Below are 25,728 nucleotides of genomic sequence, written 5' to 3' on the forward strand. Positions count from 1 at the left end.
GTTACACACCTTCCCTTTCTACTTCACCGTTTTTTATATGGTAGATAGTCGGTTCGTCTATCTTATTCTTTTTTATGCCGTCTAAACTGGTTGTCGTCAAAAAGGTCTGGACCTTCTTCTCGATTGCTTTCAGCAGATGGGTCTGGCGTTCATCATCCAATTCTGACAGCACATCATCCAGCAACAGGATCGGATACTCCCCCAGGACCTCATTCATGCATTCGATCTCCGCCAATTTAAGACTGAGGACAGTCGTTCTTTGCTGCCCTTGAGAGCCGTAGTTTTGGACATTGCGCCCGTTCACCTGAAAGATCAGATCATCACGGTGCGGACCGAAAAGGGTGACCGCCTGATCCCGTTCCCGGCTTTTCCCTTGGCTGAAACCTTCCATCAGTTTTAAAAAAATAGCATCTTTATCCATCTCATCAGACAACTCGATGTTAGACTTGTAGGCGATCGTCAGTTCTTCTCGCTCCAAAGAAATCTCTTTGTGCAGCGGTTGGGCCCAAGCTTCCAATTTTTTGATGAACTGGAGACGGTAGACCAACAGATCGGCACCCAAAATGGCCAATTGTTCAGTCAACACATCCAAATAGACTTCATCCTTGGCTTTACCGGTCACCAACTGCTTCAGATAAAGATTCCGTTGCTTCAGTATCCGCTGATATTGCACAAGATCATGCAGATAGACCGGATTCATCTGGCCCAGCTCCATATCCAGGAATTTTCTCCGGTTGGCGGGTGCGCCTTTCACCAGATTCAAGTCTTCCGGGGCGAACAGCACAACGTTCAGTTGGCCGATGTATTGGCTCAGTTTTTTTTGTTCCAGGTGATTGACTTTGGCAATCTTACCTTTTTTGGAAAAAATGATTTCCAAGGGGAACGTGGAAACCCTTTTTTGGATTTTGCCGGTTATTTTGGCGGAATCTTCTTGCCACCGGATCATCTCTTTTTCGTTTGATGTGCGCGGACTCCTTGCCAAAGCCAATGCATAGATTGCTTCCATGAGATTGGTTTTGCCTTGCGCATTCTCACCCAAAAACACATTGATGCCATCTGAAAAGGACACGGAAAGAGACGGATAATTCCGAAAATTTTGCAGCGTCACTTCTTTCAGGATCATGCTTCGGACTCACTGTTGTTTTGCTCAGCCTCATCTTTATCCGATTTTGTTGACTGGATGAAGAAAGTGCCTTCACCAGGGATGTCGATCATCGTACCGGGAAACAATTTGCGGCCTCTACGGTCTTCTTTTTCGTTATCTACGTACACCACGTATTCTGAAAGGAACCATTTGGCCATTCCACCGCTGGAAATCAGATTGACATGTTTCAGTAGTTGACCAAGAGTAATGAACTCTGCATCAATATTCACAATATTTTTCAAGAAATTCACCTATTTTCCAATAAAATAAGCGTGGAAAATAAAACCCACGCAACAACGCTCATTAATATGTTTATTATACTATTTTTTTTGATCAATTTCAAATTTTCGCGAAAAAAAAGGCCCTTATTTCAATTTTTTTCGAAAACAATACAAATTAGCTATATCCAAATGAAAGCGTCTATAGGCTTATAAATTTAAAATTCGCGTTTTTCGGTCATTTTATCTTTATCTGAATAAATGGAGCAGATGCAGACTTTCTTCCTATGGGAAAAACGGCTGGTCCGAGCGTTTTCATTTTAGATAAGCAAAAAGCAAGGAAACGATCGAATCGTCTCCTTGCTTTTTGGATTTTACCAATCGGATCAATAAGTCCTTACAGGCGTGATCAATTGGATGAACGAATTATCGTTATCGTCTTCACGATCTGCCGGCACGACTGTGAATGGGCGTACAGCAGAAGTGAAATTGACTTGGACATCCTGTTGGCCGAATGTGCGCAGCGCATCCTTCATGTAATCGGGATTGAAGGAAATGATCAGCGGATCGCCACTGGCAGACTCATAGGCTAAGGATTCTTCCACATTGCCGACTTCAGGGGAGTTTCCTGATAACTCGACTTTGTTTGCGTCAATGGACAATTTGACGACGTTGTTTTTTCCTTCATGCGAAAGCAGGGAGGCGCGGTCGGTAGCCTGCAGCAGATCATAGGCATTCAGGACGATCTGCGTGCTGGAGCTGGCCGGAATCAATCGGTTTGTATCCGGATAGTAGCCTTCCAACAAGCGCGAATAGAAATAAACATTTTCGGCTTTGAAAAGGACCTGGTTTTCTGTGATCATCATTTCAATTGTCGCTTGGTTCTCAACAATCCGCGAGAGTTCCACCAAGCTTTTTCCGGGAATGATGACATTGTAGGTTTTTTCCAGCTGTGATTCCGGAGCCGCGATCGAGATGACGCGCTGGCTCAAACGATGGCTGTCCGTAGCGACAGCTGTCAATTTCCCATTTTGGATGGTCATGTTCACCCCAGTCAAGATCGGACGGCTTTCTTGTGTCGACGTTGCGATTACTGTATGCTGGATCACTTGTTTGAACAAAGCGGTCGGCAAGGTGATGACTTCATTCGAATCGATGACCGGGAAATTCGGATAGTTGTTTACATCGATTCCGTTGATGGTGAAAGATGCTTTTGCAGAAGTGATGTTAGTCTGGAAATGATCTTTGACTTCAATCGTGATTTTTTCATCAGCTAATTTTTTTACGATTTCGCTGAAGAAACGAGCCGGCAGGACAATGCCGCCTTGTGTGTGGATTTCGATCTGGTTATTCTCTTCCGACACAGGGATCAGCGTTTCGATGGAAATATCCGAGTCGCTTCCGCTCAATACGATGCCATTTTCATCAGCACTGATTTTTACCCCTGTCAGAATAGGAATGGTCGTTCTGCTGGAAATAGCTCTTTGTACGTCAGATAAGTGTTTGATCAAAACCTGACGATTAATGGAAAATTTCATAATAAGGGACCTCCGATGGTTATTCATATAAATTAAATAATATTAGTAATAGTAGTAGGGCCTGTTTATACTGTGGATAAGTGAAAGAAGCTGACAATACAAGTAGTTTTCCACTTGTGGATAACGTGTTCGTAAATGCAGTCTTACTTATTGGCTTATCCACAATGCGCGAGAGCATCATTTTTTCAGACTGTTTTTGATCGTCTCGATTTCGCGTTGCAGAACAGGGTCTTTTTTTACGGAAAGGGCAATCTTGTCATGTGCGTGAATGACAGTCGTGTGATCCTTGCCGCCGAATTCGGAACCGATTTTCGGTAAGGAATTATCCGTCATCACTCGGGAAAGGTACATAGCGATTTGTCTTGGCACAACGATACCCTTGGTGCGCTTCTTGCCTTTCAATTCCTCGACGGTCACATGGTAATATTTCCCGACCGCTTGCTGGATGGCATAGATGGATAAAGCTTTTGGTTTTTCGGAAGGCATGATGCTCTTCAGAGCGTCAGCTGCCAGACTGGTGGTGATGTCGGTCCCTTGTATCGCTGAATAGGCTTGAACCCGGACGAGGGCGCCTTCCAGTTCCCTGATGTTGGAATCTATCTGCCCAGCGATATAGCTGAGGGTGTCATCAGGGATTTCCAGGCGCTCGCTGTTGGCTTTTTTGCGCAGAATGGCGATGCGTGTCTCCAGGTCGGGCGGTGTGATATCAACCGATAAGCCCCAAGCAAAACGCGAGACGAGCCGTTCCTGTAGCTTAGGGATCTCGTTCGGCAAGCGATCGCTCGTCAGCACAATCTGCTTGCGTTCATCGTAAAGCGCATTGAAAGTATGGAAGAACTCTTCTTGTGTTCCTTCTTTGTCGGCAAAAAATTGAATATCATCGACCATCAATAAGTCGACGCTGCGGTATTCATTGCGGAATTGTTCCTGCGTCCGATTCTGGATGGAATTGATGAAATCATTGGCGAATGTTTCGCTGCTGACATATTTTACTCTGGCGGTTGGCCGTAGTTGCAACATTTGATGGCCGATGGCGTGCATCAAATGGGTCTTGCCTAAGCCTACTCCCCCATAGAAGAAGAGCGGGTTGTAGATTGTGCCGGGTTCCTCCGCCACGACGAGGGCAGCAGCATGAGCCATCTGGTTTCCTTTTCCTATAACAAAGGTGTCAAAGGTATACTTGCTGTTCAGTTGGGCATCCTTGAAGAGACGATTGTTGTTGGTGCGTTTGATGGTCGGTTTTGCAATATCAGGCATTTCCTCATTCTTGATCATAAAAATGGGAGTCAGTTCTTTGCCGCTGAATTCGTAGATACCTTCGACAATTCTGCTCATCAAATTATTTTGCCAATAATCTTTATGTAAAGAAGAGGGAACTTCGATGATGATATTCGTATCAGTCAGTCGGACCGGGACTGCGCTGTCTATCCAAGTATCGTAGCTGACTTTGGACAGTGATTCTTGAAATTTTTCTTGCAGATAACGCCATAATGAATAGATGTCATCCAAATGGGACACCTCCTTTTAGTGAGTCCTTTTTATTTTAGCATTATATCAAAAAGTTTTCCACAACTCTTTTCATCTGTGAATAAAACAATTAACCGGTGCATAAATAGTTTTCCACAGGCTTGAGGAAGGTGTGGAAAAGGTTTGTGTGCGAAGTTGTTATCCACGGTCGGTTGTGGAATTCCACGTTTTCAAAACGTTGATTGTTACGGCGTTTGATACACTTTTCCACAGGTTTTGGAGGTGAGGTTTAGGTAGAAATACACACGCTGTAGGGATGTGGATAAATCGGATCGAAGGTGTGAGCAATCAAGAAGGCTGCAGGAGTTATCCCGTGCCATTGTGTATTAAAAAAAAGGTTGTGGATAATTTTATTTTGATGAGAATCAAATTTTTTTCAAGAAAGGTGTTTTATCTTTCAATTTTTTGTGCTATTATATCTCAGTGAGTTCAATAAAATGAACCAATTTTACTTGACAGGTCACATTCTGTCTCTTTATAATGTTAATGGACTGTCTAAACAGTGAAATATAACCTATTTGAAAGATAGTTTATCAGGAGGTGTAAAGATCAATGAAAAGAACATACCAACCTAAAAAACGTCACCGTCAATCCGTTCATGGTTTCCGTAAACGTATGAGCACAAAAAACGGCCGTAGAGTATTAGCAAGAAGACGCGCTAAAGGCAGAAAAGTTATCTCTGCATAGATCACTGACCGTTTCAGTGGTCTTTTTTTTTAAGTATTTCGAAAAATGCAAAAATGTCTTTCTTAAATGGAGAGTATGACAAATGTGTCCAACAGAACCGAAAGCAGAGATGCCTCGGGAGTGGGTTCAGATTTGTGATGATAACGGAGAGAGAAATTTTTCTGTTTTTCTCCATTTGGGAGAGATTTTTTTTGCATGTTATGATTGCAGATTTGAGGGAAGAACATGAGGAAATCTTTTCGTGTTAAGAAAGAAAAAGAATTTCAGAAAGTATTTCATAATGGTGTGTCCAAAGCTAACCGCCAATTCGTGATCTATGTGCTCGATAAAAAGGAGCAACCGCATTTTCGGGTCGGTTTGTCCGTCGGCAAAAAAATCGGCAATGCTGTCGTGCGGAATGCTGTCAAAAGAAAGATTCGCCAGGCACTCACGGAATTGAAGGCAGATTTGGTTCAGGACATTGACTTCATCGTTATCGCGCGCAAACCGGTTGCTGAAATGTCGGCTGCGGAAGTCAAGAAGAGTCTGGTCCATGTCCTTAAGCTTTCCAGCCTTTTGAAAAATAAATAAACTATATTATTCCTATTAAGGAGGAGTTCTCTTGTCAAAGCGTAAGCGATTACTTTTTACACTCAGCTTATTTGCTGTTATGATGGTTTTGTCAGCGTGTGGAACGGAACCAATCACCTCGGAAAGTACGGGTTTTTGGGATCGTTATGTTGTTTTTAATTTCTCCAACATGATCGTGTGGTTGTCCCAACTATTTTTCAGTAATTATGGTCTAGGAATCATTGCCTTTACGATCATCATCAGGGTTATCCTGTTGCCGCTTAATCATTTCCAGACGAAGAGCACGAAAAAAATGTCGGCTGTTCAACCGCAGATAAAAGCGTTGCAGGCAAAATATGCCTCTAAAGATCGGGAAACGCAGGAAGTCCTGCAAAAGGAAGTTTCCAAGCTGTATGCGGATAACGATGTGAATCCCTACATGGGTTGTTTGCCTGTTTTGGTTCAGATGCCTGTCTTGATGGCATTGTACCAAGCAATCAGCCGAACTGAAATTTTGAAGAGCGGCAGCTTCCTATGGATGAACTTGGGAGAACGCGATCCATTATTCATTTTGCCGGTAGTGGCCGCCATCTTGACATATGCCACAAGCAAGCTGACGATGATGTCACAGACGGAAGCGAATGCCGCGACAAAATCGATGACCTACACGATGCCGATCATGATTTTGATGATGGGTATCAACTTCCCGAGCGCCTTGTCATTGTACTGGGTAGCAAGTAATGCCTTCTCTGTCGGTCAAACGTTGATGCTGAACAACCCGTATAAGGCCATCCGCGAGCGCGAACAAGCGGAAGCACAAATAAAAGCGCGCGAAAAAGCATTGAAGAAAGCTCAAAATCCTAAAAAGAAAAAGAAAAACTAGTTATACTTTGAAGTAGGAAAGGATGACATTCTATTATGGATAAAGTAATTGCGAAAGATACGACCGTTGATAAAGCGATTCGCAAAGGTCTGGATTTGTTGGGCGTTGATAGCCATGAAGCCGATATTGTCGTAGTCTCTGAAGGTAAAAAAGGGATTTTTGGATTCGGACAAAAAGAGGCAGTCGTGGAAATCACGCGCAAGGAAATCAGGGACTTTGATGAACCAGGCGATATCCAATTAGCTGAAATCGAAGAGACAGTCGAAGATATCGTAGAAGATCTTGAAGAGGATTATCCGGAAACTGCGGAAAAGATATTGGCTGATCAACCTGAAATCGATAGACTGATTTCTTCCGATGAGGATGAGGAAGCCGAAGATTATGATGAAGAATCCGGCCGCGATGAAGCGATTGCCGCAGTGACCGAGTATCTTACTTCGGTATCTGAAGCATACGGAGCTCCTGCAATCGTGACGGTCGAAGAAAAGAACAATATGCTGATTTTCCAAATGGAAAGCGAAAAGGCAGGGTTATTGATCGGCAAATATGGAAAAATCGTCAATGCTCTCCAGATATTGGCACAAGCGTTGGTGCAACGCTATGTGCGTCGCCGCCTGTCCGTCATCGTGAATGTCGGTGACTACCGTGAGCGCAGAGCTGCCGTTTTGGAAAGTATCGCTGACCGTACTGCGGAACGCGTCATCAAAACGAAACAGCCCGTATTCCTTGAGCCGCTGCCTGCTTTCGAAAGAAAACAGATTCATGCGCGTTTGAGCCAGAACAAACGCATCAAAACCCATTCCGAGGGCAAAGAGCCGCATCGTTATTTGGTTGTTGAGATAGCGGAATAAGCGTACATCCAAAAGCCATCACCAGGAATCAGCTTGATTCCGGATGATGGCTTTTTTGCATGGGCGCTGTTCTTGCTGCGTGGCACTCAGAAGAGGTCGCAAATTATGCAAAGATGGACTAAACTGAAGATAATACAAACGGAAATGAGGGGTAGTATGGAAGATTTCAAGGCTTTATGGGCAGAAAATGTAGATGCGAAAGTGGAAACGACGATCAGAACATTCAAAAAAGAGGACTTGCCTGAGGGTGAGGTGCTGATCGAAGTGCACTATTCGAGCGTCAACTACAAGGACGGGCTGGCCGGAACCAATCCGAAAAGCGGGGTTATCCGCAACTATCCTATTATTTTGGGGATCGATTTGAGCGGCGTGGTTGTGGAATCGCTCGACCCAACTTTCCAGGCAGGGGATAAGGTGATTGTGACTGGCTACGGTTTAGGTGTGAGTCATTTCGGCGGATTCAGCCAATATGCCCGGGTCCCTGCAGCCTGGGTCGTGCCGTTGCCGGAAGGGTTGAGCCTGAAGGAAGCGATGATCATCGGAACGGCCGGGTACACAGCGGCGGAATCGGTGGATGCCTTGGAGAAGCAAGGCATTCAGCCACAAACGGGGAGTGTTTTGGTGACAGGGGCTTCCGGCGGTGTCGGCGGGATGGCGATTGCTATGTTGAAGCGTCTAGGGTATACGGTCGAAGCTGTGTCCCGCAAAAAAGCGGACTGCACGGATTACCTGAAGGTACTGGGTGTTGAAACGGTTCTCCATCCCGATGAAGTGGCGCTGGAGAAGAAGCGGCCTTTGGCGCAGCAGCGTTGGGCGGCTATCATCGATCCGGTCGGCGGTCCGCTGCTGCCTGATTTGCTGGCGCAGCTGCATTACGGCGGCTGTCTGGCTTTGAGCGGAAATGCCGGCGGAATCGCATTCGAAGCGACCGTGCTGCCGTTCATCCTGAGGGGCGTCAAACTTGTGGGGATCGATTCAGTGAACCATCCTTACGCTGAACGCATCAAGCTTTGGGGGCGCATGGCAAGCGATCTGAAGCCGGAAAAGCTTGATTTGCTGGTCGAACAGGAAATCACGCTGGAAGATTTGCAAGCGGCTTTCGGGAAAATCATGGACGGAAAGATGCATGGGCGTACGTTGGTGAAAGTGAAACAAGGAATATGATCGGCTTGGCATAATCAAGAGAAACGGCAAGGAATCAGACAAATCCGATTCTTTTTGCCGTTTTTTTTTTGATGGTGTTGTCCACCTTGTTAACGCTTCATAAAATACGGAAAACAGGTAACTTGTCTATACAAGTAAAGATAAAGCGGACAGAAAACGTTTGCAATGCAAAGTGTTCCGCGGTAAAATAGAAATGTCAGGAACATGTATATACAAGTCGAGGAGGAGAAAAAATGGTAGATTTCAACAAAGATGCAAAAGATTTGCTGGAGTATATCGGTGGCCCCGATAATATTTCTGCAGTCAGTCACTGTGCCACCCGGATGCGTTTCGTTCTGAATGATCCGGCTGCCGCCAACATCAAGAAGATCGAAGACATACCCGCAGTAAAAGGAACCTTCACCCAAGCAGGACAATTTCAGGTCATCATCGGTAATGAAGTGCCACAATTTTATAACGAGTTCGCGAAGGTATCCGGCAAAGAGGGCGTCTCAAAAGATGAGGCAAAAGCGGCAGCCAAGCAGAATCAGAATGTCGTGCAGCGTGCCATGGCTGTTCTGGCGGAAATCTTTACGCCGCTGATTCCGGCCATCGTAGTAGGGGGGCTTATCCTTGGGTTCCGCAACGTGCTTGAAGGAATCAATTTTGCCAACGGCACAATCGTTTCCAATTCTCAGTTCTGGACAGGCGTCAATGATTTCCTTTGGCTGATCGGTGAAGCGATTTTCCACTTCTTGCCAGTCGGCATCACTTGGAGCATCACGAAAAAGATGGGCACTACGCAAATTCTGGGTATCGTTCTCGGGATCACATTGGTATCACCGCAATTATTGAATGCTTATGGTGTCGCTGGCGCAGAACAGATTCCATTCTGGGATTTCGGTTCCTTCACGATCAACAAGATCGGATATCAAGCGCAAGTCATTCCGGCCATGTTGGCTGGATTTGTGTTGGCCTATTTGGAAATCTGGCTGCGTAAATGGATTCCGCAGTACATTTCGATGATTTTTGTTCCGTTGTTGGCCTTGGTTCCTACTGTCATCATCGCGCATACGGTTCTGGGTCCTATCGGTTGGACGATCGGACAATGGGTTTCCGAAGTCGTCTATGCCGGATTGACAGGGGACTTCAGATGGCTGTTCGGTCTGTTCTTCGGTACGCTCTATTCGCCGCTCGTCATCACAGGGCTTCACCATATGTCCAATGCCATCGACTTGCAGCTGATCGCCGATTTCGGCGGCACGAACCTGTGGCCGATGATTGCCCTTTCGAATATCGCACAAGGCTCGGCAGTAATGGCGATTATCTTCCTGCACAGAGGAAATGAGAAAGAGGAACAGGTTTCCATACCGGCCGCCATTTCCTGTTACTTGGGCGTAACCGAGCCAGCCATGTTCGGGATCAACATCAAATACATCTATCCGTTCGTTGCAGCGATGATCGGATCCGGCATCGCCGGTTTGGTGTCTACGACGTTCAACGTCATGGCGAACAGTATCGGAGTCGGTGGAATTCCTGGTTTCTTGAGTATCCAGACCGATTCGATGGCGATGTTCATCGTATGTATGGCCATCGCCATCGTCGTGCCCTTCCTGTTGACGATTGTGTTCGACAAGAAACAACTTTTCGCTCCTAAAGGCGAAGTCGAGGATGCACCAGTTATCCAAACTCAAAAATAAAAAGTGAATTACTGGAGGCAAAAAGCTGTTAGTGAAGCTTTTTGCCTTTAGTCATAGTGAGAAGACGGGGGTATTACAATGAAAGACTTTCAAAAAAAAGTGATCTATCAGCTTTATCCAAAATCATTCAAGGACTCCGACGGCAACGGCATCGGTGATATCCAAGGGATCATCAGCAAAGTGCCTTATTTGGCGGAACTGGGCATCGATATGATCTGGATGAATCCAATCTTCGTATCTCCGCAGATGGACAATGGATATGACATCACTGATTATTATGCCATCGATCCTGTTTTCGGCACGATGGCAGATTTTGAAGAACTGATCCGGAAATTGAAGCAGTACGGCATCGAAATCATGTTCGACATGGTGTTCAACCATACGTCGACTACGCATGAGTGGTTCCAGAAAGCATTAGCGGGGGACAAAGAGCACCAGGATTATTACATCATCCGCGATCCTAAAGAAGACGGCGGCCTGCCGACCAATTGGGGTTCGAAATTCGGCGGGGGGGCGTGGGCGCCATTCGGGGACACCGGCAAGTACTATTTGCATCTGTTTGATGTCACGCAAGCGGATCTGAATTGGCGCAACCCGAAAGTGCGCCAGGAACTGCAGGAAGTAGTCAATTTCTGGTTGGGAAAGGGCATCAAGGGTTTCCGTTTCGATGTGTTGAACCTCATCGGCAAGGATGTCGCGTTGGTGGACAGTGAAGGAAGCAACGAAAAGAGCCTCTACACGGATCGACCGATCGTCCATGATTACATCCACGAGCTGAATCAGGCATCGTTCGGTACGCTGGAGGACATCATCACAGTCGGTGAAATGTCTTCGACCACTGTCGAGAACGGGATCCTTTATTCGAATCCGGACAGGAACGAATTGTCGATGATCTTCAGCTTTCACCATCTGAAGGTCGACTACAAGGATGGTGAAAAATGGACGGATCATCCGTTTGATTTTCTTGAGCTGAAGCGGATTTTGAATGAATGGCAGGCTGGAATGTCGGATGGGAACGGCTGGAATGCACTGTTCTGGAACAATCATGATCAGCCGCGCGCCAACAGCCGCTTCGGCGATCCGATCCGTTATCCTTTTGAAACAGCCTCTATGCTGGCGCAAACGATCCATCTGCTGCGGGGCACGCCTTACATCTATCAGGGCGAGGAAATCGGCATGACGAATCCGGATTATGACGACATCAGCGTTTATCGGGATATCGAGTCGCACAATGCCTACCGCGATCTGAAACTTGCCGGATTGACGCACCCGGAGGCCATGCGCATCATCAAACAAAAATCCCGCGACAACAGCCGGACGCCGATGCAATGGGACAGCAGTCCGCACGCCGGCTTTACGACCGGCGAACCCTGGCTACAGGTCGCGGCCAATTATCCAGAAGTGAATGTCGAAAAGGAACTCGCGGAAGGGAAAATTTTCCGTTACTACCAAGAGTTAATCCGTATCCGCAAAGAGAATCCGGTCATTGCGGACGGTTCCTACGAGGGTATCCTGTTGGACGATCCCGAAGTGTTTGCCTACATCCGGGAGAATGATACGGAAAAAGTGCTTGTCCTGAACCATTTCTATGCCGGCGATTATACGATCGCCATACCGGAAGGCTGGGCGAACAAGGCCAGCAGTTTCCTGGCCGGCAACTACGGGGAGAGGCAGCTTGCGCCGTCCTTCACGCTGAAGCCGTACGAAACCATCGCTTTCAGGATAACCAAATAAACAGCAAGAAAAAGGAGATTCCTCATAAGCGGAATCTCCTTTTTTTCTTGCCTGTGTGGTGTTGCAAAAGCGGTAGTTTAGGACAGTGTCCGCTTTTCGCCGTCAAGATCGATGATCGGTTGGATGTCCTGCACGTATTCAAGTGTTCCCATATAGCTGTCATCGTCATCCCTGACGGCGCGGTAGGTGACCAGGATGAACTTGCCCATCGCGCGGAACCACATCGATTCGCTTTCTTTCGCGCCTGATTTTAGGTCGGTGAGCAGTTTCGTGACGATCGGCAGGCTCTTCGGTGGATGGCAGTTCATGACGTCGCGGCCAATCGCGCTGCTGGTGCGCTTGAAAAATTTTTCTTCGCCGTTGTCATTGTAGTAGCGCACGATATTGTCCGCATCGACAAAAGTCAATTCCAAAGGGATGTTGTTCAGCATCTTTTCCAATTGATGCGGCGTCAGATGCCCGGTTTGGAAAGTGATGTAAGAATTTGTTTCCGTCTGCTGTGTTTCATGTGAAACATCCTCGGGGATAGAACGTTCCGGCACCCATTTTGTTTCCGGTTTGACGATGCAGTAGCCGATCTCTTCGGACTCCTTGGCTATCTGCAGCCAGTGGTCCTCATTGAAGATGTCGATGATCATCGGCAGGAGGATGTCTTCTTCCTTCGTGATCATCTCCGTCATTTCGTATTTCAGATCGGAGAAAGCTTTGGGAATCGCGGCAAAGTCCTCGTTTTGCAGAATGGTTTTGAAGTCCTTATACATGGAGCGGATATCGTCATCGACACCCCACATGACTTTCGGCGGGGCAGTGATGCCTTTGTTCTCCATAATCGGGAAGAAGGCATATTCCTTGCGGGCATAATGCTTATCGAATTCGCCGAGTAGCGCCAATTGTTTCTGGATGCCTGCCTTCAGGCTCGGTTCCTTCGTTTCAAGGTAAACGGCCAGTAATTTGCTGACTTTTTCCAGCGTGTTTTCGATGGCCAAATTTTCGAGTTTCATAACTTGGATCGGATGCCCGGCATGCTGCTGTTCCGCTGAAGTGGTGTAGACAGCTTCGATTGATCCGCCGAAGAGTGAGGCATGCACGTTGCAGAGGCGTTGGATGTCTTCGGCGTCTATCCCTTTGCCCATCAGGCCTTGCTCCATGACGGAAATCTCGTAGGCGCTGACGCCTGTGAAATGTTTCTTGAAGTCGGCTTGCACCGCATCCCAATCCTCTCCTCTATGCAAGCGCAGGATGAGGCTCTGCAGGATGTCTTGGCGTTCCTGGAATTCCGCTGAACCCATGCGGGCAATTCCCCCGGTTGGAGCGGCGGGCTCTGCCGGTTCGCTTGGAGCAACCGTCCCCGGTGACGGCGCCAATTCCTTCACGCTGAATCCGTTGTTTGCCAGCATTTCGACGAATGTATCCTCCGGCACGTCGTTGCGTTTGAGAGCCTTCCCGATGGTCATGATTCGGCCGGCGGTATTCAGCATCTTGTCGCTGCGCAATGGTTCAAAGCCCAGACTGATGATGACTTCCCTGATTTCAGGGTATTGCTTCACCAGATTATAGACCGTATCGTTCAAACTGATTTCTTTCATAAATTTTCCACCTCTATTTTAAATTGTGAAATGTTTCGTTTAGTTTAGTGCTAGCTTCATTATACTTGAAAGGAGTTGCCTAGTACCACAGCATTCGTGCGTTGCAGCGATAGTTAGGGCAATGCCTTAGAAAGCGGTTGTGATATAATGAAGACAACTAAGGCAGAAGGTGGGAAAAAACATGGGAAAGAAAGTTTCGAACCTGATGGTAGCGTTATTGGTGCCCCTATTAGCTTCTTGCAGTCTCTTTGGAGGGTCGGCCACCGATTCGTCAGCTGATTCTTCGGCTGTCAGCAGTGTGTCCTCTTCCGTGTCCAGTTCGACAGACAGCGGATCGGCTTCTTCGTCCTCTTCCGAACCTGCAGACGCAGCGACAATCGAGGCTTTTTATCCGTTCAGCGCATCCGTATTCACAAAATATTTAGGTGAAGGGAATGAGTACGCTTCCTTCACGGTCTACCCACAATACATCGAAGGCAACCGTATGCAGATCACTTCCAACAACGGCGGCACTCAAATCGTGACGGTATTGGAATTGGCTGACGGGGAACTCAGAGAAGTTTTCACGCGTCCGGAGACCTACTTCAGGGAAAATATGCTTGAAAAAACAGCAAGCGGAGATGCGGCAAACCAGTTGGATATTCTGTTGAAGGAACCTTTGGAAGTCGGGAACAGTTGGATGAATGCGAGCGGAGTCCCTTCCGAAATCACCAATCTGACTGCACAGATCGAAACGCCGATGGGCAATTTTGAAGCGCTGGAAGTGACGACGACTTATGAAGCCTCCACTACCAAGGATTACTACGTAAAGGATATGGGCTTGGTGAAACGGGTGACGGATCTTGGGGATGACATGGTTGTCTCTTCCAGTCTGGAAGCCCGCAACGAGAACGTTCCGGAAATGCAACAGTTGCGCGTTTTCTATCCGGACGGCGATCTGATGGGATTGGATGCAACAAGTATTGCCTTATCCTATGCGACCAATGACGTTACCCGCACCATTCTGGCGGAGGCGTTGAAGAACGTGCCGGATGCACCAGGGGGAAGTCTGATCGGACCGAATGTCTCCATCAACAGCTTGTCCTTGAGTGACGACGGGCGTGTCTATGTGGACTTCTCGCAGGAATTCGTTTCTGAGATGAATGCCGGGACATCGGCTGAATCCCTGATTTTGCAAGGTGTCGTCAATACAATCGGGGAATATTACGGTGTGCAGGAAGTCTACCTGACCGTGGCCGGAAACCCATATGAATCAGGGCATATCCTGATGGCCGAGGGTGCCTACTTCACCGTTGATTATACGAATGTCAATGAGTGATCAGCTCTTACATAAGCAAAAAAGATGAAGCCGGCATGGCTTCATCTTTTTTCTTATAGGCTATGTTTTCTGCGGGCGAACTCGACGAATCGGAAGCGGTCCAAACGATGGCGCGACTCTGTGTACTGGAACAGACGTGTATCTTCCAGATAGACTTCACTTTTGACGACGACGACATGCGTGTCATCCTTCAGATTCATCAGCTTGTGATCTTCCCGTGTCGCTGCCTCCACAACAAATTCCTTTTTTGCATAAGCGATATTCAGGCCCAATTCATTTTCCAAATACGCATAGATGGAATTTTCGGCAACTTCGGAAGGGATTTGTTCGATAATATCATTGAAGAGGTAGTCCTTGTCCATGATGACGACTTCTCCGGCAATCTTGCGCAGTCGGACAAGGGAAATCACTTTTCGCTCGGGATCGACTTTCAGATCTTCGGCAAGAAAATCCGGAATGGTCTCGAGCTTATTTTTGATGACGATTGTTTCATTTGGAATCTGTTGGGAATCCTGGAGTTCTTTGAAACTGGTCAGCCCGGAAACGGGAAAGTTGAACCGTCTGATGTCCAGCACAATCGATCCTTTGCCTTGCTTCTTCTGGATATATCCACCTTCCAGTAAAAGCGCCAAAGCCTTTCTGATCGTTTCCCGTGAAACATGATAATGCTCCGAAAGGGTTTTTTCGCTAGGCAACAAGGATCCGGTTTCGAATTCTGCATGCTCAATTTTTTTTCTTAAATCCATATAAATATCAAAAAATTTATTCATGATCATCGAGCCTCCTGTGAGTGGATGGGTTTGTTGGGAGTTACATAAATAAGTTGAAAAATCATATTTAATAATATTATTTCATTTTATTCTATAGGATAAAAACAGAAATAAAAAGAAAATCAGTAATTTTTTAGTTTGAAAGGGTTTGCATATTATCATTTTATCATATTATTGCCATTAATGGTGGAGAAGAGTTGATTTTTGAATAAAAAAACAGGAATTTTTTTAATGAAAAATACGGGTATCGGTTGTCCGGATTGGAATCAAAACAGATTATTTCCGAACGAAATTGCCGTTTGTTCCCAAAAACGTTTGGAATAATGAGAGATGATGTGCTATATTAAAAATGAAAAATTGATAATGGGGGAAAAATGGATGAATACGGTTGTTTCTGTCGTAATGGGTAGTACTTCTGACTGGGAAACTATGAAAGAAGCTTGCTTGATACTGGATGAATTCGGCATCGCTTATGAAAAGAAGGTCGTTTCGGCTCACCGGACACCGGATCTGATGTTCACTTTTGCGGAACAAGCACGGGCTTCGGGAACAAAAGTCATCATTGCCGGCGCAGGCGGCGCAGCGCACCTTCCGGGTATGATTGCTGCGAAAACGACGCTTCCGGTTATCGGCGTTCCGGTCCAATCGCGCGCATTGAGCGGTATGGACTCCTTGTTGTCCATCGTCCAGATGCCAGGCGGTGTTCCGGTTGCGACTGTAGCCATCGGCAAAGCAGGGGCAATCAATGCCGGTCTGCTGGCGGTACAGATTCTTTCGATTGAAAATCAGGATTTGGCCGATCAATTGGAAAAGAGACGGGAAGAATTAAAACAAAAAGTTTTGGAAAGCAGTGAAGACCTTGTATAAAATACTGAAACCAAATGACGTGATCGGCATCATCGGCGGGGGACAATTAGGGCGCATGCTGGCACAGTCCGCGAAGAGGATGGGATTCACCGTCGGGATTTTGGATCCGGGAGAGAATTGCCCGGCAGCCCAAGTAGCGGATTGGCACATCCAGGCAGCATACGCTGATGCGGTGGCTTTGCGTGAATTGGCCGAAAAATCCGATGTCGTGACATTCGAATTTGAGAATATCGATGCGGCAGCTCTGCAGGAAGTGGAAGCACTGTCCTGCATTCCGCAAGGTAGCGAAATTTTGACGATTACGCAGGATCGCATCAAGGAGAAGGAATTCCTTCAATCCGCTGGGGTATCGATCGCACAATTCGCGGTAGTCGAAAAAGCGGAACAACTGGATGCAGCCATCGCTAAAATCGGCTATCCGAGTGTTTTAAAAACGACCCGTTTCGGGTATGATGGTAAGGGACAGGTTGTCCTGAAATCGGAAGCGGACAAAGAGGAAGCAAGGAAGCTGGCAGCGGACAGCATCTGTGTCTTGGAGGCATGGGTTCCGTTCACCAAAGAGCTTTCGGTCATGATCGTACGCAATCAAAAAGGTGAAGCTACGGTATTCCCGGTTTCCGAAAATATCCACATCAATAATATTCTGCACGAATCGATCGTGCCGGCCCGCGTCACACCTGCGGTAGCCGAAAAAGCAAACAAAGCTGCCCTACAAATCGCCGATGCGCTACAGTTGGTGGGTACGCTTGGCATCGAAATGTTCCTGGCAGCGGATGACACGATCTTCATCAATGAGTTGGCGCCGCGTCCGCATAATTCGGGCCATTACACAATCGAAGCAATGAACGTTTCCCAATTTGATGCTCATATCCAAGCAGTCGCCGGATTGCCGATGCCGACAGCGCGCCAATTGTCGCCTGCCATCATGGTCAATATCCTTGGACAACATATGGAAGGCACGATCGCGCTACGGGAAGAAAAAGCGGATTGGTTTTTCCATTACTACGGCAAAGCGGAATCACGCACAGACAGAAAAATGGGACATATCACCATTTTGACGGATGATCAAGAAGCAACCTTAACAGAAATAGACAACACCCAAATCTGGAACGGAGGAACAATTTAAAATGATTACACGTTATACACGCCCTGAGATGGCTGAAGTTTGGTCCGAATACAATCGTTACAAATGCTGGTTGGAGGTAGAAATCCTGGCTGATGAAGCTTGGGCTGCCCTAGGCGAAATCCCTGCGGAAGACGTAGCTAAAATCCGCGCGAATGCGACATTTGACATCGACCGTATCCTTGAAATCGAAAAAGAGACCAGACATGACGTAGTAGCGTTCACACGCGCCGTTTCCGAATCTTTGGGAGAAGAAAGAAAATGGGTCCACTATGGCCTTACGAGTACCGATGTGGTCGATACTGCCTACGGGTACCAATTGAAACAAGCCAATGATATCCTGCGCAAGGATCTGCAGAACATGCTGGAAATCATCGGCGAAAAAGCGAAAGAACACAAAAAGACTGTCTGCATGGGCCGTACGCATGGTGTACATGCGGAACCTACGACATTCGGACTGAAGCTGGCTACTATGTATTCGGAAATGAAACGCAACATCGAGCGTTTTGAACATGCAGCTAAAGGCGTTGAAGCCGGAAAAATCAGCGGGGCTGTCGGGACTTTTGCAAACATCCCGCCATTCGTGGAGGAGTACGTCTGCGAAAAATTGGGAACAAGACCGCAAGAAATTTCGACGCAGGTTCTGCCGCGCGATCTGCATGCCGAGTATATGGCAACGATCGCTCTGATTGCGACAAGCATCGAACGCTTTGCTACTGAAATCCGCGGATTGCAGAAATCGGAAACCCGTGAAGTGGAAGAATTCTTCGCGAAGGGTCAAAAAGGTTCTTCCGCTATGCCGCACAAACGCAATCCAATTGGTTCCGAAAATATGGTAGGCCTTGCCCGCGTCATCCGTGGCTACATGGTCACTGCTTACGAAAATGTAGGCTTATGGCATGAACGCGACATTTCGCACTCTTCAGCGGAACGGATCATCCTACCGGATGCAACGACATTGTTGAACTACCAATTGAACCGTTTTGCGAATATCATCAAGAACTTGACCGTGTTCCCTGAAAATATGCTCCGCAACATGAATGCGACTTTCGGCTTGATCTATAGCCAACGCGTTCTGTTGAAATTGATCGACAAAGGCATGAGCCGTGAAGAAGCTTATGACTTGGTACAGCCGAAGACTGCCCTTTCATGGGATAATCAGACTGATTTCCGTCCATTGGTGGAAGCGGATGAAGTCATTATGGCAAAATTAACGAAAGAAGACATCGCTGATGCCTTCAACTATAACTATCACTTGAGTCACGTCGACGAAGTATTCGAAAGACTCGGATTAGGTGACTGATGGAAAGGCTGGGACTACGGTTCCGGCCTTTTTCTGTACACCGGAGGCCTTGAAATCATTGAAGATAAACCGGAATTTATTTCAATTTTCATGAAAATTCCATTGACAAGCGGGTGGCAGATGATACAATATAAACGAATGAATTAGGCGTTTATGTAAATTAATGTTCGGATTTAGAAAGGGACGGGAACGATGGAGAGAAAAGAATTGCTTTATACTGGGAAAGCTAAAAAGATGTACGCTACAGATCAGGAGAATGTCCTTTGGGCAGAATACCTAAATCAGGCTACCGCATTAAACGGCGTAAAGAAGGACACTATCGAGGGCAAAGGCAGACTCAACAATCAGATCACCGGCCGCATCTTCGAGTATCTGGCTGAAAAGGGTATCGCGAGCCATTACATCCAAGAACTATCAGAAACCGAACAATCAGTAAAAAGAGTCAATATGTTCCCATTGGAAGTGGTTGTCCGTAATGTATCCGCAGGAAGCTTCGCGAAACGTTTCGGCATGGAGGAAGGCATCGACTTGCCGTTCCCTGTTTTGGAGTTCTATTACAAAGACGATGCGCTCAATGATCCTTTCATCAATGATGCCCATGTACAGGTTCTGGGAGCGGCAACTGAAGAAGAAGTTGCTGAAATCAAGCAGCAAGCGCTGAAGATCAATGCAGCCTTGATCGAGATGTTCAAGGCAATCGGCATTCGCCTGATCGATTTCAAAATCGAATTCGGCAAGACAGCTGAGGGAGAAATCATCCTGGCTGATGAAATTTCACCGGATACTTGCCGCCTTTGGGATATCGAAACGAACGAACACTTGGATAAAGACATCTACCGCCGTGACTTGGGAGATCTGATCCCGGTCTACGTGGAAGTGCTGGACCGCCTGAATAAAATGTAAGCCATCCGAATGTAACCAACGAATAAACAAAAAAAACAAAAAATAAAAAAACAAAAGCGAGGAATTTGGACATGTATAAAGTAACCGTGTATGTAACGTATAAAGACTCAGTATTGGACCCGCAAGGAGAAGCCGTGAAGGGTGCCGTCCACCGTATGGGCTACCCAACGATCGAAGATATCCGCATCGGAAAATATTTTGAAATCCAAGTATCCAAAGATGAAGAGAACGTTGAACAAGTCATCGAAGAGATCTGCGACAAATTGCTGGCTAACGTGGTTATGGAAACTTATCGTTATGAAATCCAGGAGGTTGAAGCTTAATGAAATTCGCTGTCATCGTTTTTCCTGGATCTAACTGTGATTTAGATATGTATGCAGCCATTAAAGATATTCTTGGAGAAGATGCAGAGTATGTGCAACATTATGAAACAAGTCTTGAAGGTTTCGATGCTGTCCTATTGCCTGGCGGATTCACATATGGCGATTACTTGCGTACAGGTGCGATTGCCCGCTTTGCGAACATCATGAGCGAAGTAGTCCGTTTCGCTGAAGAAGGCAAGCCTGTATTCGGCACTTGCAACGGATTCCAAATCTTGGCTGAAGCCGGTTTATTGCCGGGTGCTTTGCGCCGCAATGATACATTGAAGTTCGTCTGCAAACCGCAGGATCTGAAAGTCGTGAATGCTGATACGCAATTCACTTCCCTCTATAAAGAAGGTGAAATCATCTCTGTTCCGATCGCACATGGTGAAGGAAACTACTTCTGCGATGCAGAGACTTTGGCTGACCTGAAAGCCAACAATCAAATCGTATTCACTTACGCCAACGGCAACCCGAACGGCAGCATCGAAGACATCGCCGGCATCATCAACAAAAAAGGCAACGTCCTCGGCATGATGCCTCACCCGGAGCGTGCTGTCGAAGCTTTACTGGGATCAGCAGATGGCTTGCGCCTGTTCCAATCCATGGTTGAAAATTATAAGAAGGAGCTGAACAAATAATGGCATTTTTAGAACCAACGCCAGAACAAGTAAAAGAATCCAAAATTTATCGTGAATGGGGTCTGACAGACGAAGAGTACGGCACAATCTGCGATAAAATTTTGCATCGTTTGCCGAATTATACTGAAACTGGCCTGTTTGCCGTTATGTGGAGCGAACACTGTTCTTATAAAAATTCAAAACCAGTCCTGAGAAAATTCCCTACTACCGGCCCGCAAGTATTGCAAGGACCTGGTGAAGGCGCTGGTATCGTGGATATCGGCGACGGCCAAGCTGTCGTTTTCAAAGCGGAAAGCCACAACCACCCATCAGCTATCGAGCCTTATGAAGGCGCGGCTACCGGTGTCGGCGGAATCATCCGTGACATCTTCAGCATGGGCGCACGCCCGATTGCGATCCTGGACTCTTTGCGTTTCGGCGAATTGGACAATGAGCGCACGAAACACATCTTCGAAGAAGTCGTTGCCGGCATCAGCGGTTACGGCAACTGTATCGGTATTCCGACTGTCGGTGGCGAAACGGTCTTCGACCCTTGCTACAAAGGAAACCCGTTAGTCAACGCAATGTGCGTCGGCTTGATCGATCAAAAAGATATGCAAAAAGGTCAAGCTGCCGGAGTCGGCAACTCGATCATGTACGTAGGTGCAAAAACTGGCCGCGATGGTATCCATGGCGCGACTTTCGCTTCCGAAGAATTCAAGGAAGAGGAAGAAGCTCAACGTTCGGCTGTCCAAGTAGGCGATCCGTTCATGGAAAAACTATTGATGGAAGCTTGTTTAGAATGCATTTATGACTACTCCGACGCTTTGATCGGTATCCAGGACATGGGTGCTGCCGGTTTGGTCTCTTCCAGCTCGGAAATGGCTTCAAAGGCAGGCAGCGGCTTGCTTTTGAACCTTGATGATGTTCCGCAGCGCGAAACAGAAATGACACCTTACGAAATGATGCTTTCCGAGTCGCAGGAGCGTATGCTTTTGTGCATCAAGAAGGGCGAAGAGCAACGCATCGTCGACTTGTTCAAAAAATATGAATTGGATGCAGTCGTGATCGGTGAAGTTACCGATGATGGCATGTACCGTCTATCCCATGCAGGCAAAGTGGTGGCTGAACTTCCGGTTGATGCTTTGGCTGAAGATGCACCGGTCTACTACAAACCGACTGCAGTACCTGCCCGCATCGCTGCATTCGCAGCTATGGAAGACTACAAACCTGTCTTCACATCAGCGCAGGATACATTAGTGGCTTTATTGCAACAAGCGACGTTGGCTTCCAAGAAGAGCGTCTATGATACATATGATTCCATGGTCCGCACCAGCACGGTCGTAGGGCCAGGAAGCGATGCTGCAGTTGTCCGCGTCCGCGGCACCAAAAAAGCGATCGCAATGACAACGGACTGCAACGGCCGTTACCTGTATTTGAATCCAGAAATCGGCGGACAGATTGCTGTCGCTGAAGCTGCCCGCAATATCGTTGCCAGCGGCGGAAAACCATTGGCGATCACAGATTGCTTGAACTACGGAAATCCTGATAAACCAGAAATTTTCTGGGAATTAAGCACTTCCGCAGACGGCATCTCTGAAGCTTGCCGCCAATTGGATACACCTGTTATCTCAGGGAACGTTTCCCTTTACAACGAAACCGACGGCGTGGCCGTTTATCCGACACCGATGATCGGTATGGTCGGTTTGATCGAGGATCTTGCGCACATCACTACGCAAGCTTTCAAAGCTGCCGGCGATCGCATTGTCCTGATCGGCGCCACAAAAGCTGACTTTAACGGTTCCGAACTGCAAAAAATGGAATTGGGCAAAATCGAAGGGAAACTGATGGACTTTGACTTGGCTGTCGAAAAAGAAAACCAAGCGAACGTCCTGAAAGCAATCAAAGCTGGTCTGATCGCAAGCGCGCATGACCTATCCGAAGGCGGCTTGGCTGTCGGCTTGATGGAGAGCGTCTTTGATACTGGCTTAGGTTTCGATGTAACGGTTGCCATGGATAAAACGTTGTTATTCAGCGAAACGCAATCACGCTTCATCCTGACCGTGAAACCTGAAAATGTGGCCGCTGTGGAAGCGATCTTCGGATCTGCTGCTGCACAAATCGGAACGGTGACTGCTGACGCTGTCGCAAAAATTGCTGCCGAGAATGAAACAATCACTTTGGATGTTAAAGAAGTACAAACGAAATGGGAGGAGGCTATTCCATGCTTGCTGAAACAAAAAGCTTAAACGAAGAATGTGGCGTATTCGGCATTTGGGGAGACGATAATGCCAGCCAGTTGACTTACTTCGGTTTGCACAGCTTGCAGCACCGCGGACAAGAGGGTGCGGGGATAGTTTCATGTGACGAAGGGGAATTGTTGGTTCACCGTAATCTGGGACTGATCAGCGAAGTCTTCAAGGACGGAAATGATCTGCAGCGGTTGACTGGTAACCGTGCCATCGGGCATGTGCGTTACTCAACTTCCGGCCAGAACAGCATAGAAAATGTGCAGCCGTTTTTGTACCATTTCTATGATATGGACATCGCCATTTGTCACAACGGCAACTTGGTGAATGCCAAATCATTGCGCCGCAATCTTGAGGAAAATGGCGCCATCTTCCACTCTACTTCGGATACGGAAGTTCTGATGCATCTGATCAGACGCAGCCAGAAAGACAGCCTGATCGAAAAAATCAAAGAGAGCTTGAATCAGGTCAAAGGCGGCTTCACATATATCCTTTTGACCGAAGAAAAAATGTTCGGTGCCGTCGATCCGAACTCATTCCGTCCGCTTGTCATCGGCCAATTGCCGAATGGCGCGTATGTGATGGCCAGCGAAACGTGTGCCATCGATACGATCGGAGCTGATTTTGTCCGCAACGTCAACGCCGGCGAACTGGCGATCATTGACGACAACGGTTTGACGATCGAAAAATATACCGATGACACAACCATTTCAATCGCTGCGATGGAGTATATCTACTTCGCGCGTCCGGATTCCAATATTGCCGGCGTGAATGTGCATACTGCGCGCAAACGGATGGGAACGCGTTTGGCCATTGAGGCACCTGCTGTGACAGCAGATATCGTAATCGGTGTGCCCAATTCTTCCTTGTCCGCAGCGAGCGGATTCGCGGAAGAAAGCGGAACGCCTTATGAGATGGGTCTGATCAAGAACCAATATGTCGGGCGTACGTTCATCCAACCAACGCAAGAGCTGCGCGAATTGGGAGTGAAAATGAAGTTATCCGCCGTAAAAGGGGTTGTCCATGGCAAGAGCGTCGTCATGGTGGATGATTCCATTGTGCGCGGGACGACCAGCAAACGCATCGTGACTTTGTTGAAAGAAGCAGGAGCGAAAGAAGTGCATGTCCGCATCTCTTCGCCGCCGTTGATCTACCCAAGTTTTTACGGGATCGACATCAGCAAGTCAGCTGAACTGATCGCTGCTAAAATGACCGTCGATGAAATTTGCGCGTATATCGGTGCGGACAGCTTGGCTTTCCTTAGCCAAGAGGGTCTGATCGATTCAATCGGTTTGAAATTTGATATGCCGTATTCAGGCTTGTGTATGGACAGCTTTAACGGGGTTTATCCGACTGGGCTTTATGACTATGAAGCGGATTACGTGAACAATATGACAGCTATTCAAAAAGAGAATCTAAAGGGAGGACAAGTTTGATGGAAAACGCATATGCAAAAGCGGGTGTGGATGTCACAGCCGGTTATGAAACAGTAAGCCGCATCAAGAAACACATCGACCGCACGAAACGTCCAGGCGTTTTTGGCGAAGTCGGCGGATTCGGCGGAAACTTTGACCTTTCTGAATTGAACTACAAAAAACCTGTGCTTGTATCGGGTACGGACGGTGTCGGCACGAAGCTGATGCTGGCCATCGAAGCCGGAAAATTCGATACAATCGGGATTGACTGCGTCGCAATGTGCGTCAACGATGTCGTAGCGCAAGGTGCAGAACCTCTTTATTTCTTGGATTATGTAGCTGTCGGAAAAAACCGTCCGGAAAAACTGGAGCAGATCGTTGCTGGCGTGGCTGAAGGCTGCGTCCAAGCCGGGGCTGCCTTGATCGGCGGAGAAACAGCTGAAATGCCCGATATGTACGATCCGGAAGATTTCGATCTGGCTGGATTTACAGTTGGGATTGCGGAAAAAGATGCCTTGTTGACACCTGCCTTGATCAAAGAAGGGGATGTTCTGGTTGGGTTGCCTTCATCAGGCATCCATTCGAACGGCTACTCCTTAGTGCGCAAAATCTTCTTCAAAGACAATGACTACAAATTGGCCGACAAAGTGGAAGGCATCGAAGATCAAGAATTGGGCGATGTTTTATTGACGCCTACAAAAATCTACGTGAATGCCTTATTACCGTTGATCAAAAAGCAGCTGTTGCATGGCGTTGCCCATATCACAGGTGGCGGCTTCGTCGAAAACGTGCCGCGCATGCTTCCTGAGAACGTCCAAGCGGAAATCAAATTAGGCAGCTGGCCTGTCTTGCCGATTTTCCAAGTGATGGAAAAAATCGGCAACATTCCGGCTCTTGAAATGTACGAAATCTTCAACATGGGCATCGGCATGGTGCTGGCAATCGCTCCCGAAAATTTGACGGAAGTGCTCAGCGTTCTGACCGAGAACGATGAAAAAGCCTACGTGATCGGATCTGTGGCTGCAAAAACATCAGAAAAAGAGGTTATCCTGAAAGAGGCTCAAGCATGAGGATAGCTATATTCGCTTCAGGCAACGGTTCTAATTTCCAGGCAATCGCCGATGCTGTCGCGGCCGGCAAAGTGGATGCGACCATCGCCTTCCTGTTCTGCGATAAGCCGAAAGCCTTTGCGATTGAACGCGCCAAAAAATTAAACATTCCCGTGATCACCTTTACCC

24 protein-coding genes are annotated in these 25,728 nt (G+C 47.3%); 18 read left to right on the forward strand and 6 right to left on the reverse strand.

Annotation, left to right across the window (positions count from 1 at the left end; genetic code table 11):
• Position 1: 1 nt before the first annotated feature.
• From recF to dnaA, 4 genes are all read right to left on the reverse strand, one after another.
• Positions 2-1,123, reverse strand: a complete 1,122-nt coding sequence (gene recF / locus WBM30_RS01365) for a DNA replication/repair protein RecF (protein WP_424899013.1) — start codon at positions 1,121-1,123, stop codon at positions 2-4.
• The gene (gene yaaA, locus WBM30_RS01370) at positions 1,120-1,386 is read right to left on the reverse strand and encodes a S4 domain-containing protein YaaA (protein WP_424899014.1); all 267 of its coding nucleotides are present in this window, start codon (positions 1,384-1,386) and stop codon (positions 1,120-1,122) included. Before yaaA ends, recF begins: the two co-directional genes overlap by 4 nt.
• Positions 1,387-1,748: 362 nt before the next feature.
• Positions 1,749-2,900 (reverse strand): DNA polymerase III subunit beta, encoded by a 1,152-nt coding sequence (gene dnaN / locus WBM30_RS01375; RefSeq protein ID WP_424899015.1) that lies wholly within the window; start codon positions 2,898-2,900, stop codon positions 1,749-1,751.
• Positions 2,901-3,077: 177 nt separating this feature from the next.
• Positions 3,078-4,409, reverse strand: coding sequence for a chromosomal replication initiator protein DnaA (gene dnaA, locus WBM30_RS01380; protein WP_424899017.1), 1,332 nt, complete (start codon positions 4,407-4,409; stop codon positions 3,078-3,080).
• Positions 4,410-4,979: 570 nt separating this feature from the next.
• Here dnaA and rpmH point away from each other — a divergent pair.
• From rpmH to treC, 7 genes are all read left to right on the forward strand, one after another.
• Positions 4,980-5,114, forward strand: a complete 135-nt coding sequence (gene rpmH, locus WBM30_RS01385; protein ID WP_072763781.1) for a 50S ribosomal protein L34 — start codon at positions 4,980-4,982, stop codon at positions 5,112-5,114.
• Between the two features lie 225 nt (positions 5,115-5,339).
• The gene (gene rnpA / locus WBM30_RS01390; RefSeq protein ID WP_424899019.1) at positions 5,340-5,684 is read left to right on the forward strand and encodes a ribonuclease P protein component; all 345 of its coding nucleotides are present in this window, start codon (positions 5,340-5,342) and stop codon (positions 5,682-5,684) included.
• Positions 5,685-5,715: 31 nt separating this feature from the next.
• Positions 5,716-6,546 carry a membrane protein insertase YidC gene (gene yidC / locus WBM30_RS01395; protein ID WP_424899020.1) on the forward strand — a complete coding sequence of 277 codons (831 nt, stop codon included), beginning with the start codon at positions 5,716-5,718 and terminating at the stop codon, positions 6,544-6,546.
• Between the two features lie 35 nt (positions 6,547-6,581).
• Positions 6,582-7,397, forward strand: a complete 816-nt coding sequence (gene jag / locus WBM30_RS01400) for an RNA-binding cell elongation regulator Jag/EloR (RefSeq protein WP_424899021.1) — start codon at positions 6,582-6,584, stop codon at positions 7,395-7,397.
• A gap of 156 nt (positions 7,398-7,553) precedes the next feature.
• The gene (locus tag WBM30_RS01405) at positions 7,554-8,561 is read left to right on the forward strand and encodes an oxidoreductase (RefSeq protein ID WP_424899022.1); all 1,008 of its coding nucleotides are present in this window, start codon (positions 7,554-7,556) and stop codon (positions 8,559-8,561) included.
• A gap of 233 nt (positions 8,562-8,794) precedes the next feature.
• The gene (gene treP / locus WBM30_RS01410) at positions 8,795-10,240 is read left to right on the forward strand and encodes a PTS system trehalose-specific EIIBC component (protein ID WP_424899023.1); all 1,446 of its coding nucleotides are present in this window, start codon (positions 8,795-8,797) and stop codon (positions 10,238-10,240) included.
• Between the two features lie 78 nt (positions 10,241-10,318).
• Entirely contained in the window at positions 10,319-11,974 is a 1,656-nt protein-coding gene (gene treC, locus WBM30_RS01415) for an alpha,alpha-phosphotrehalase (protein WP_424899024.1), read from the forward strand.
• A 77-nt stretch (positions 11,975-12,051) separates the two neighbouring features.
• Here the strand turns inward: treC and WBM30_RS01420 are convergent, their stop codons facing one another.
• Positions 12,052-13,560: a DUF438 domain-containing protein gene (locus tag WBM30_RS01420; protein WP_424899025.1), complete on the reverse strand. Its 1,509-nt coding sequence runs from the start codon at positions 13,558-13,560 to the stop codon at positions 12,052-12,054.
• A 181-nt stretch (positions 13,561-13,741) separates the two neighbouring features.
• Here WBM30_RS01420 and WBM30_RS01425 point away from each other — a divergent pair, with 181 nt between their 5' ends.
• Positions 13,742-14,878 carry a GerMN domain-containing protein gene (locus WBM30_RS01425; RefSeq protein WP_424899026.1) on the forward strand — a complete coding sequence of 379 codons (1,137 nt, stop codon included), beginning with the start codon at positions 13,742-13,744 and terminating at the stop codon, positions 14,876-14,878.
• 53 nt (positions 14,879-14,931) lie between these two features.
• Here the strand turns inward: WBM30_RS01425 and treR are convergent, their stop codons facing one another.
• Entirely contained in the window at positions 14,932-15,648 is a 717-nt protein-coding gene (gene treR / locus WBM30_RS01430) for a trehalose operon repressor (RefSeq protein ID WP_424899027.1), read from the reverse strand.
• A 378-nt stretch (positions 15,649-16,026) separates the two neighbouring features.
• On the opposite strand from treR, the gene purE reads away from it, so the two are divergent.
• The 10 genes from purE to WBM30_RS01480 form a co-directional block, all read left to right on the forward strand.
• Positions 16,027-16,515 carry a 5-(carboxyamino)imidazole ribonucleotide mutase gene (gene purE / locus WBM30_RS01435; RefSeq protein WP_424899028.1) on the forward strand — a complete coding sequence of 163 codons (489 nt, stop codon included), beginning with the start codon at positions 16,027-16,029 and terminating at the stop codon, positions 16,513-16,515.
• The gene (gene purK, locus WBM30_RS01440; protein ID WP_424899029.1) at positions 16,499-17,641 is read left to right on the forward strand and encodes a 5-(carboxyamino)imidazole ribonucleotide synthase; all 1,143 of its coding nucleotides are present in this window, start codon (positions 16,499-16,501) and stop codon (positions 17,639-17,641) included. Before purE ends, purK begins: the two co-directional genes overlap by 17 nt.
• Position 17,642: 1 nt before the next feature.
• Complete coding sequence (gene purB / locus WBM30_RS01445) at positions 17,643-18,941, forward strand: adenylosuccinate lyase (protein WP_086986327.1); 1,299 nt, start codon at positions 17,643-17,645, stop codon at positions 18,939-18,941.
• A 192-nt stretch (positions 18,942-19,133) separates the two neighbouring features.
• Positions 19,134-19,844 (forward strand): phosphoribosylaminoimidazolesuccinocarboxamide synthase, encoded by a 711-nt coding sequence (gene purC / locus WBM30_RS01450; protein WP_086986326.1) that lies wholly within the window; start codon positions 19,134-19,136, stop codon positions 19,842-19,844.
• A gap of 71 nt (positions 19,845-19,915) precedes the next feature.
• Positions 19,916-20,167: a phosphoribosylformylglycinamidine synthase subunit PurS gene (gene purS / locus WBM30_RS01455; RefSeq protein ID WP_068562113.1), complete on the forward strand. Its 252-nt coding sequence runs from the start codon at positions 19,916-19,918 to the stop codon at positions 20,165-20,167.
• Positions 20,167-20,847, forward strand: a complete 681-nt coding sequence (gene purQ, locus WBM30_RS01460) for a phosphoribosylformylglycinamidine synthase subunit PurQ (RefSeq protein WP_086628702.1) — start codon at positions 20,167-20,169, stop codon at positions 20,845-20,847. The genes purS and purQ overlap by 1 nt, the downstream gene beginning before the upstream one ends.
• Positions 20,847-23,075, forward strand: coding sequence for a phosphoribosylformylglycinamidine synthase subunit PurL (gene purL / locus WBM30_RS01465; protein WP_424899030.1), 2,229 nt, complete (start codon positions 20,847-20,849; stop codon positions 23,073-23,075). Before purQ ends, purL begins: the two co-directional genes overlap by 1 nt.
• Positions 23,051-24,511 carry an amidophosphoribosyltransferase gene (gene purF, locus WBM30_RS01470; protein ID WP_424899031.1) on the forward strand — a complete coding sequence of 487 codons (1,461 nt, stop codon included), beginning with the start codon at positions 23,051-23,053 and terminating at the stop codon, positions 24,509-24,511. Before purL ends, purF begins: the two co-directional genes overlap by 25 nt.
• Positions 24,511-25,560 carry a phosphoribosylformylglycinamidine cyclo-ligase gene (gene purM / locus WBM30_RS01475; RefSeq protein ID WP_424899032.1) on the forward strand — a complete coding sequence of 350 codons (1,050 nt, stop codon included), beginning with the start codon at positions 24,511-24,513 and terminating at the stop codon, positions 25,558-25,560. The genes purF and purM overlap by 1 nt, the downstream gene beginning before the upstream one ends.
• Positions 25,557-25,728, forward strand: a 172-nt coding sequence (locus WBM30_RS01480) for a formyltransferase family protein (protein WP_424899035.1), incomplete at its 3' end; no start/stop codon positions are given. The genes purM and WBM30_RS01480, both read left to right, overlap by 4 nt.

Source organism: Trichococcus sp. (assembly GCF_049684335.1).
Classification (GTDB): Bacteria; Bacillota; Bacilli; order Lactobacillales; family Aerococcaceae; genus Trichococcus.

Coding starts and splice junctions, on each gene's coding strand:
- recF (WP_424899013.1), bottom strand. CDS start 1,123: ATGATCCTGAAAGAAGTGACGCTGCAAAATTTTCGGAATTATCCGTCT.
- dnaN (WP_424899015.1), bottom strand. CDS start 2,900: ATGAAATTTTCCATTAATCGTCAGGTTTTGATCAAACACTTATCTGAC.
- rpmH (WP_072763781.1), top strand. CDS start 4,980: ATGAAAAGAACATACCAACCTAAAAAACGTCACCGTCAATCCGTTCAT.
- rnpA (WP_424899019.1), top strand. CDS start 5,340: ATGAGGAAATCTTTTCGTGTTAAGAAAGAAAAAGAATTTCAGAAAGTA.
- jag (WP_424899021.1), top strand. CDS start 6,582: ATGGATAAAGTAATTGCGAAAGATACGACCGTTGATAAAGCGATTCGC.
- WBM30_RS01405 (WP_424899022.1), top strand. CDS start 7,554: ATGGAAGATTTCAAGGCTTTATGGGCAGAAAATGTAGATGCGAAAGTG.
- treP (WP_424899023.1), top strand. CDS start 8,795: ATGGTAGATTTCAACAAAGATGCAAAAGATTTGCTGGAGTATATCGGT.
- treC (WP_424899024.1), top strand. CDS start 10,319: ATGAAAGACTTTCAAAAAAAAGTGATCTATCAGCTTTATCCAAAATCA.
- WBM30_RS01420 (WP_424899025.1), bottom strand. CDS start 13,560: ATGAAAGAAATCAGTTTGAACGATACGGTCTATAATCTGGTGAAGCAA.
- WBM30_RS01425 (WP_424899026.1), top strand. CDS start 13,742: ATGGGAAAGAAAGTTTCGAACCTGATGGTAGCGTTATTGGTGCCCCTA.
- treR (WP_424899027.1), bottom strand. CDS start 15,648: ATGAATAAATTTTTTGATATTTATATGGATTTAAGAAAAAAAATTGAG.
- purE (WP_424899028.1), top strand. CDS start 16,027: ATGAATACGGTTGTTTCTGTCGTAATGGGTAGTACTTCTGACTGGGAA.
- purB (WP_086986327.1), top strand. CDS start 17,643: ATGATTACACGTTATACACGCCCTGAGATGGCTGAAGTTTGGTCCGAA.
- purC (WP_086986326.1), top strand. CDS start 19,134: ATGGAGAGAAAAGAATTGCTTTATACTGGGAAAGCTAAAAAGATGTAC.
- purS (WP_068562113.1), top strand. CDS start 19,916: ATGTATAAAGTAACCGTGTATGTAACGTATAAAGACTCAGTATTGGAC.
- purQ (WP_086628702.1), top strand. CDS start 20,167: ATGAAATTCGCTGTCATCGTTTTTCCTGGATCTAACTGTGATTTAGAT.
- purL (WP_424899030.1), top strand. CDS start 20,847: ATGGCATTTTTAGAACCAACGCCAGAACAAGTAAAAGAATCCAAAATT.
- purF (WP_424899031.1), top strand. CDS start 23,051: ATGCTTGCTGAAACAAAAAGCTTAAACGAAGAATGTGGCGTATTCGGC.
- purM (WP_424899032.1), top strand. CDS start 24,511: ATGGAAAACGCATATGCAAAAGCGGGTGTGGATGTCACAGCCGGTTAT.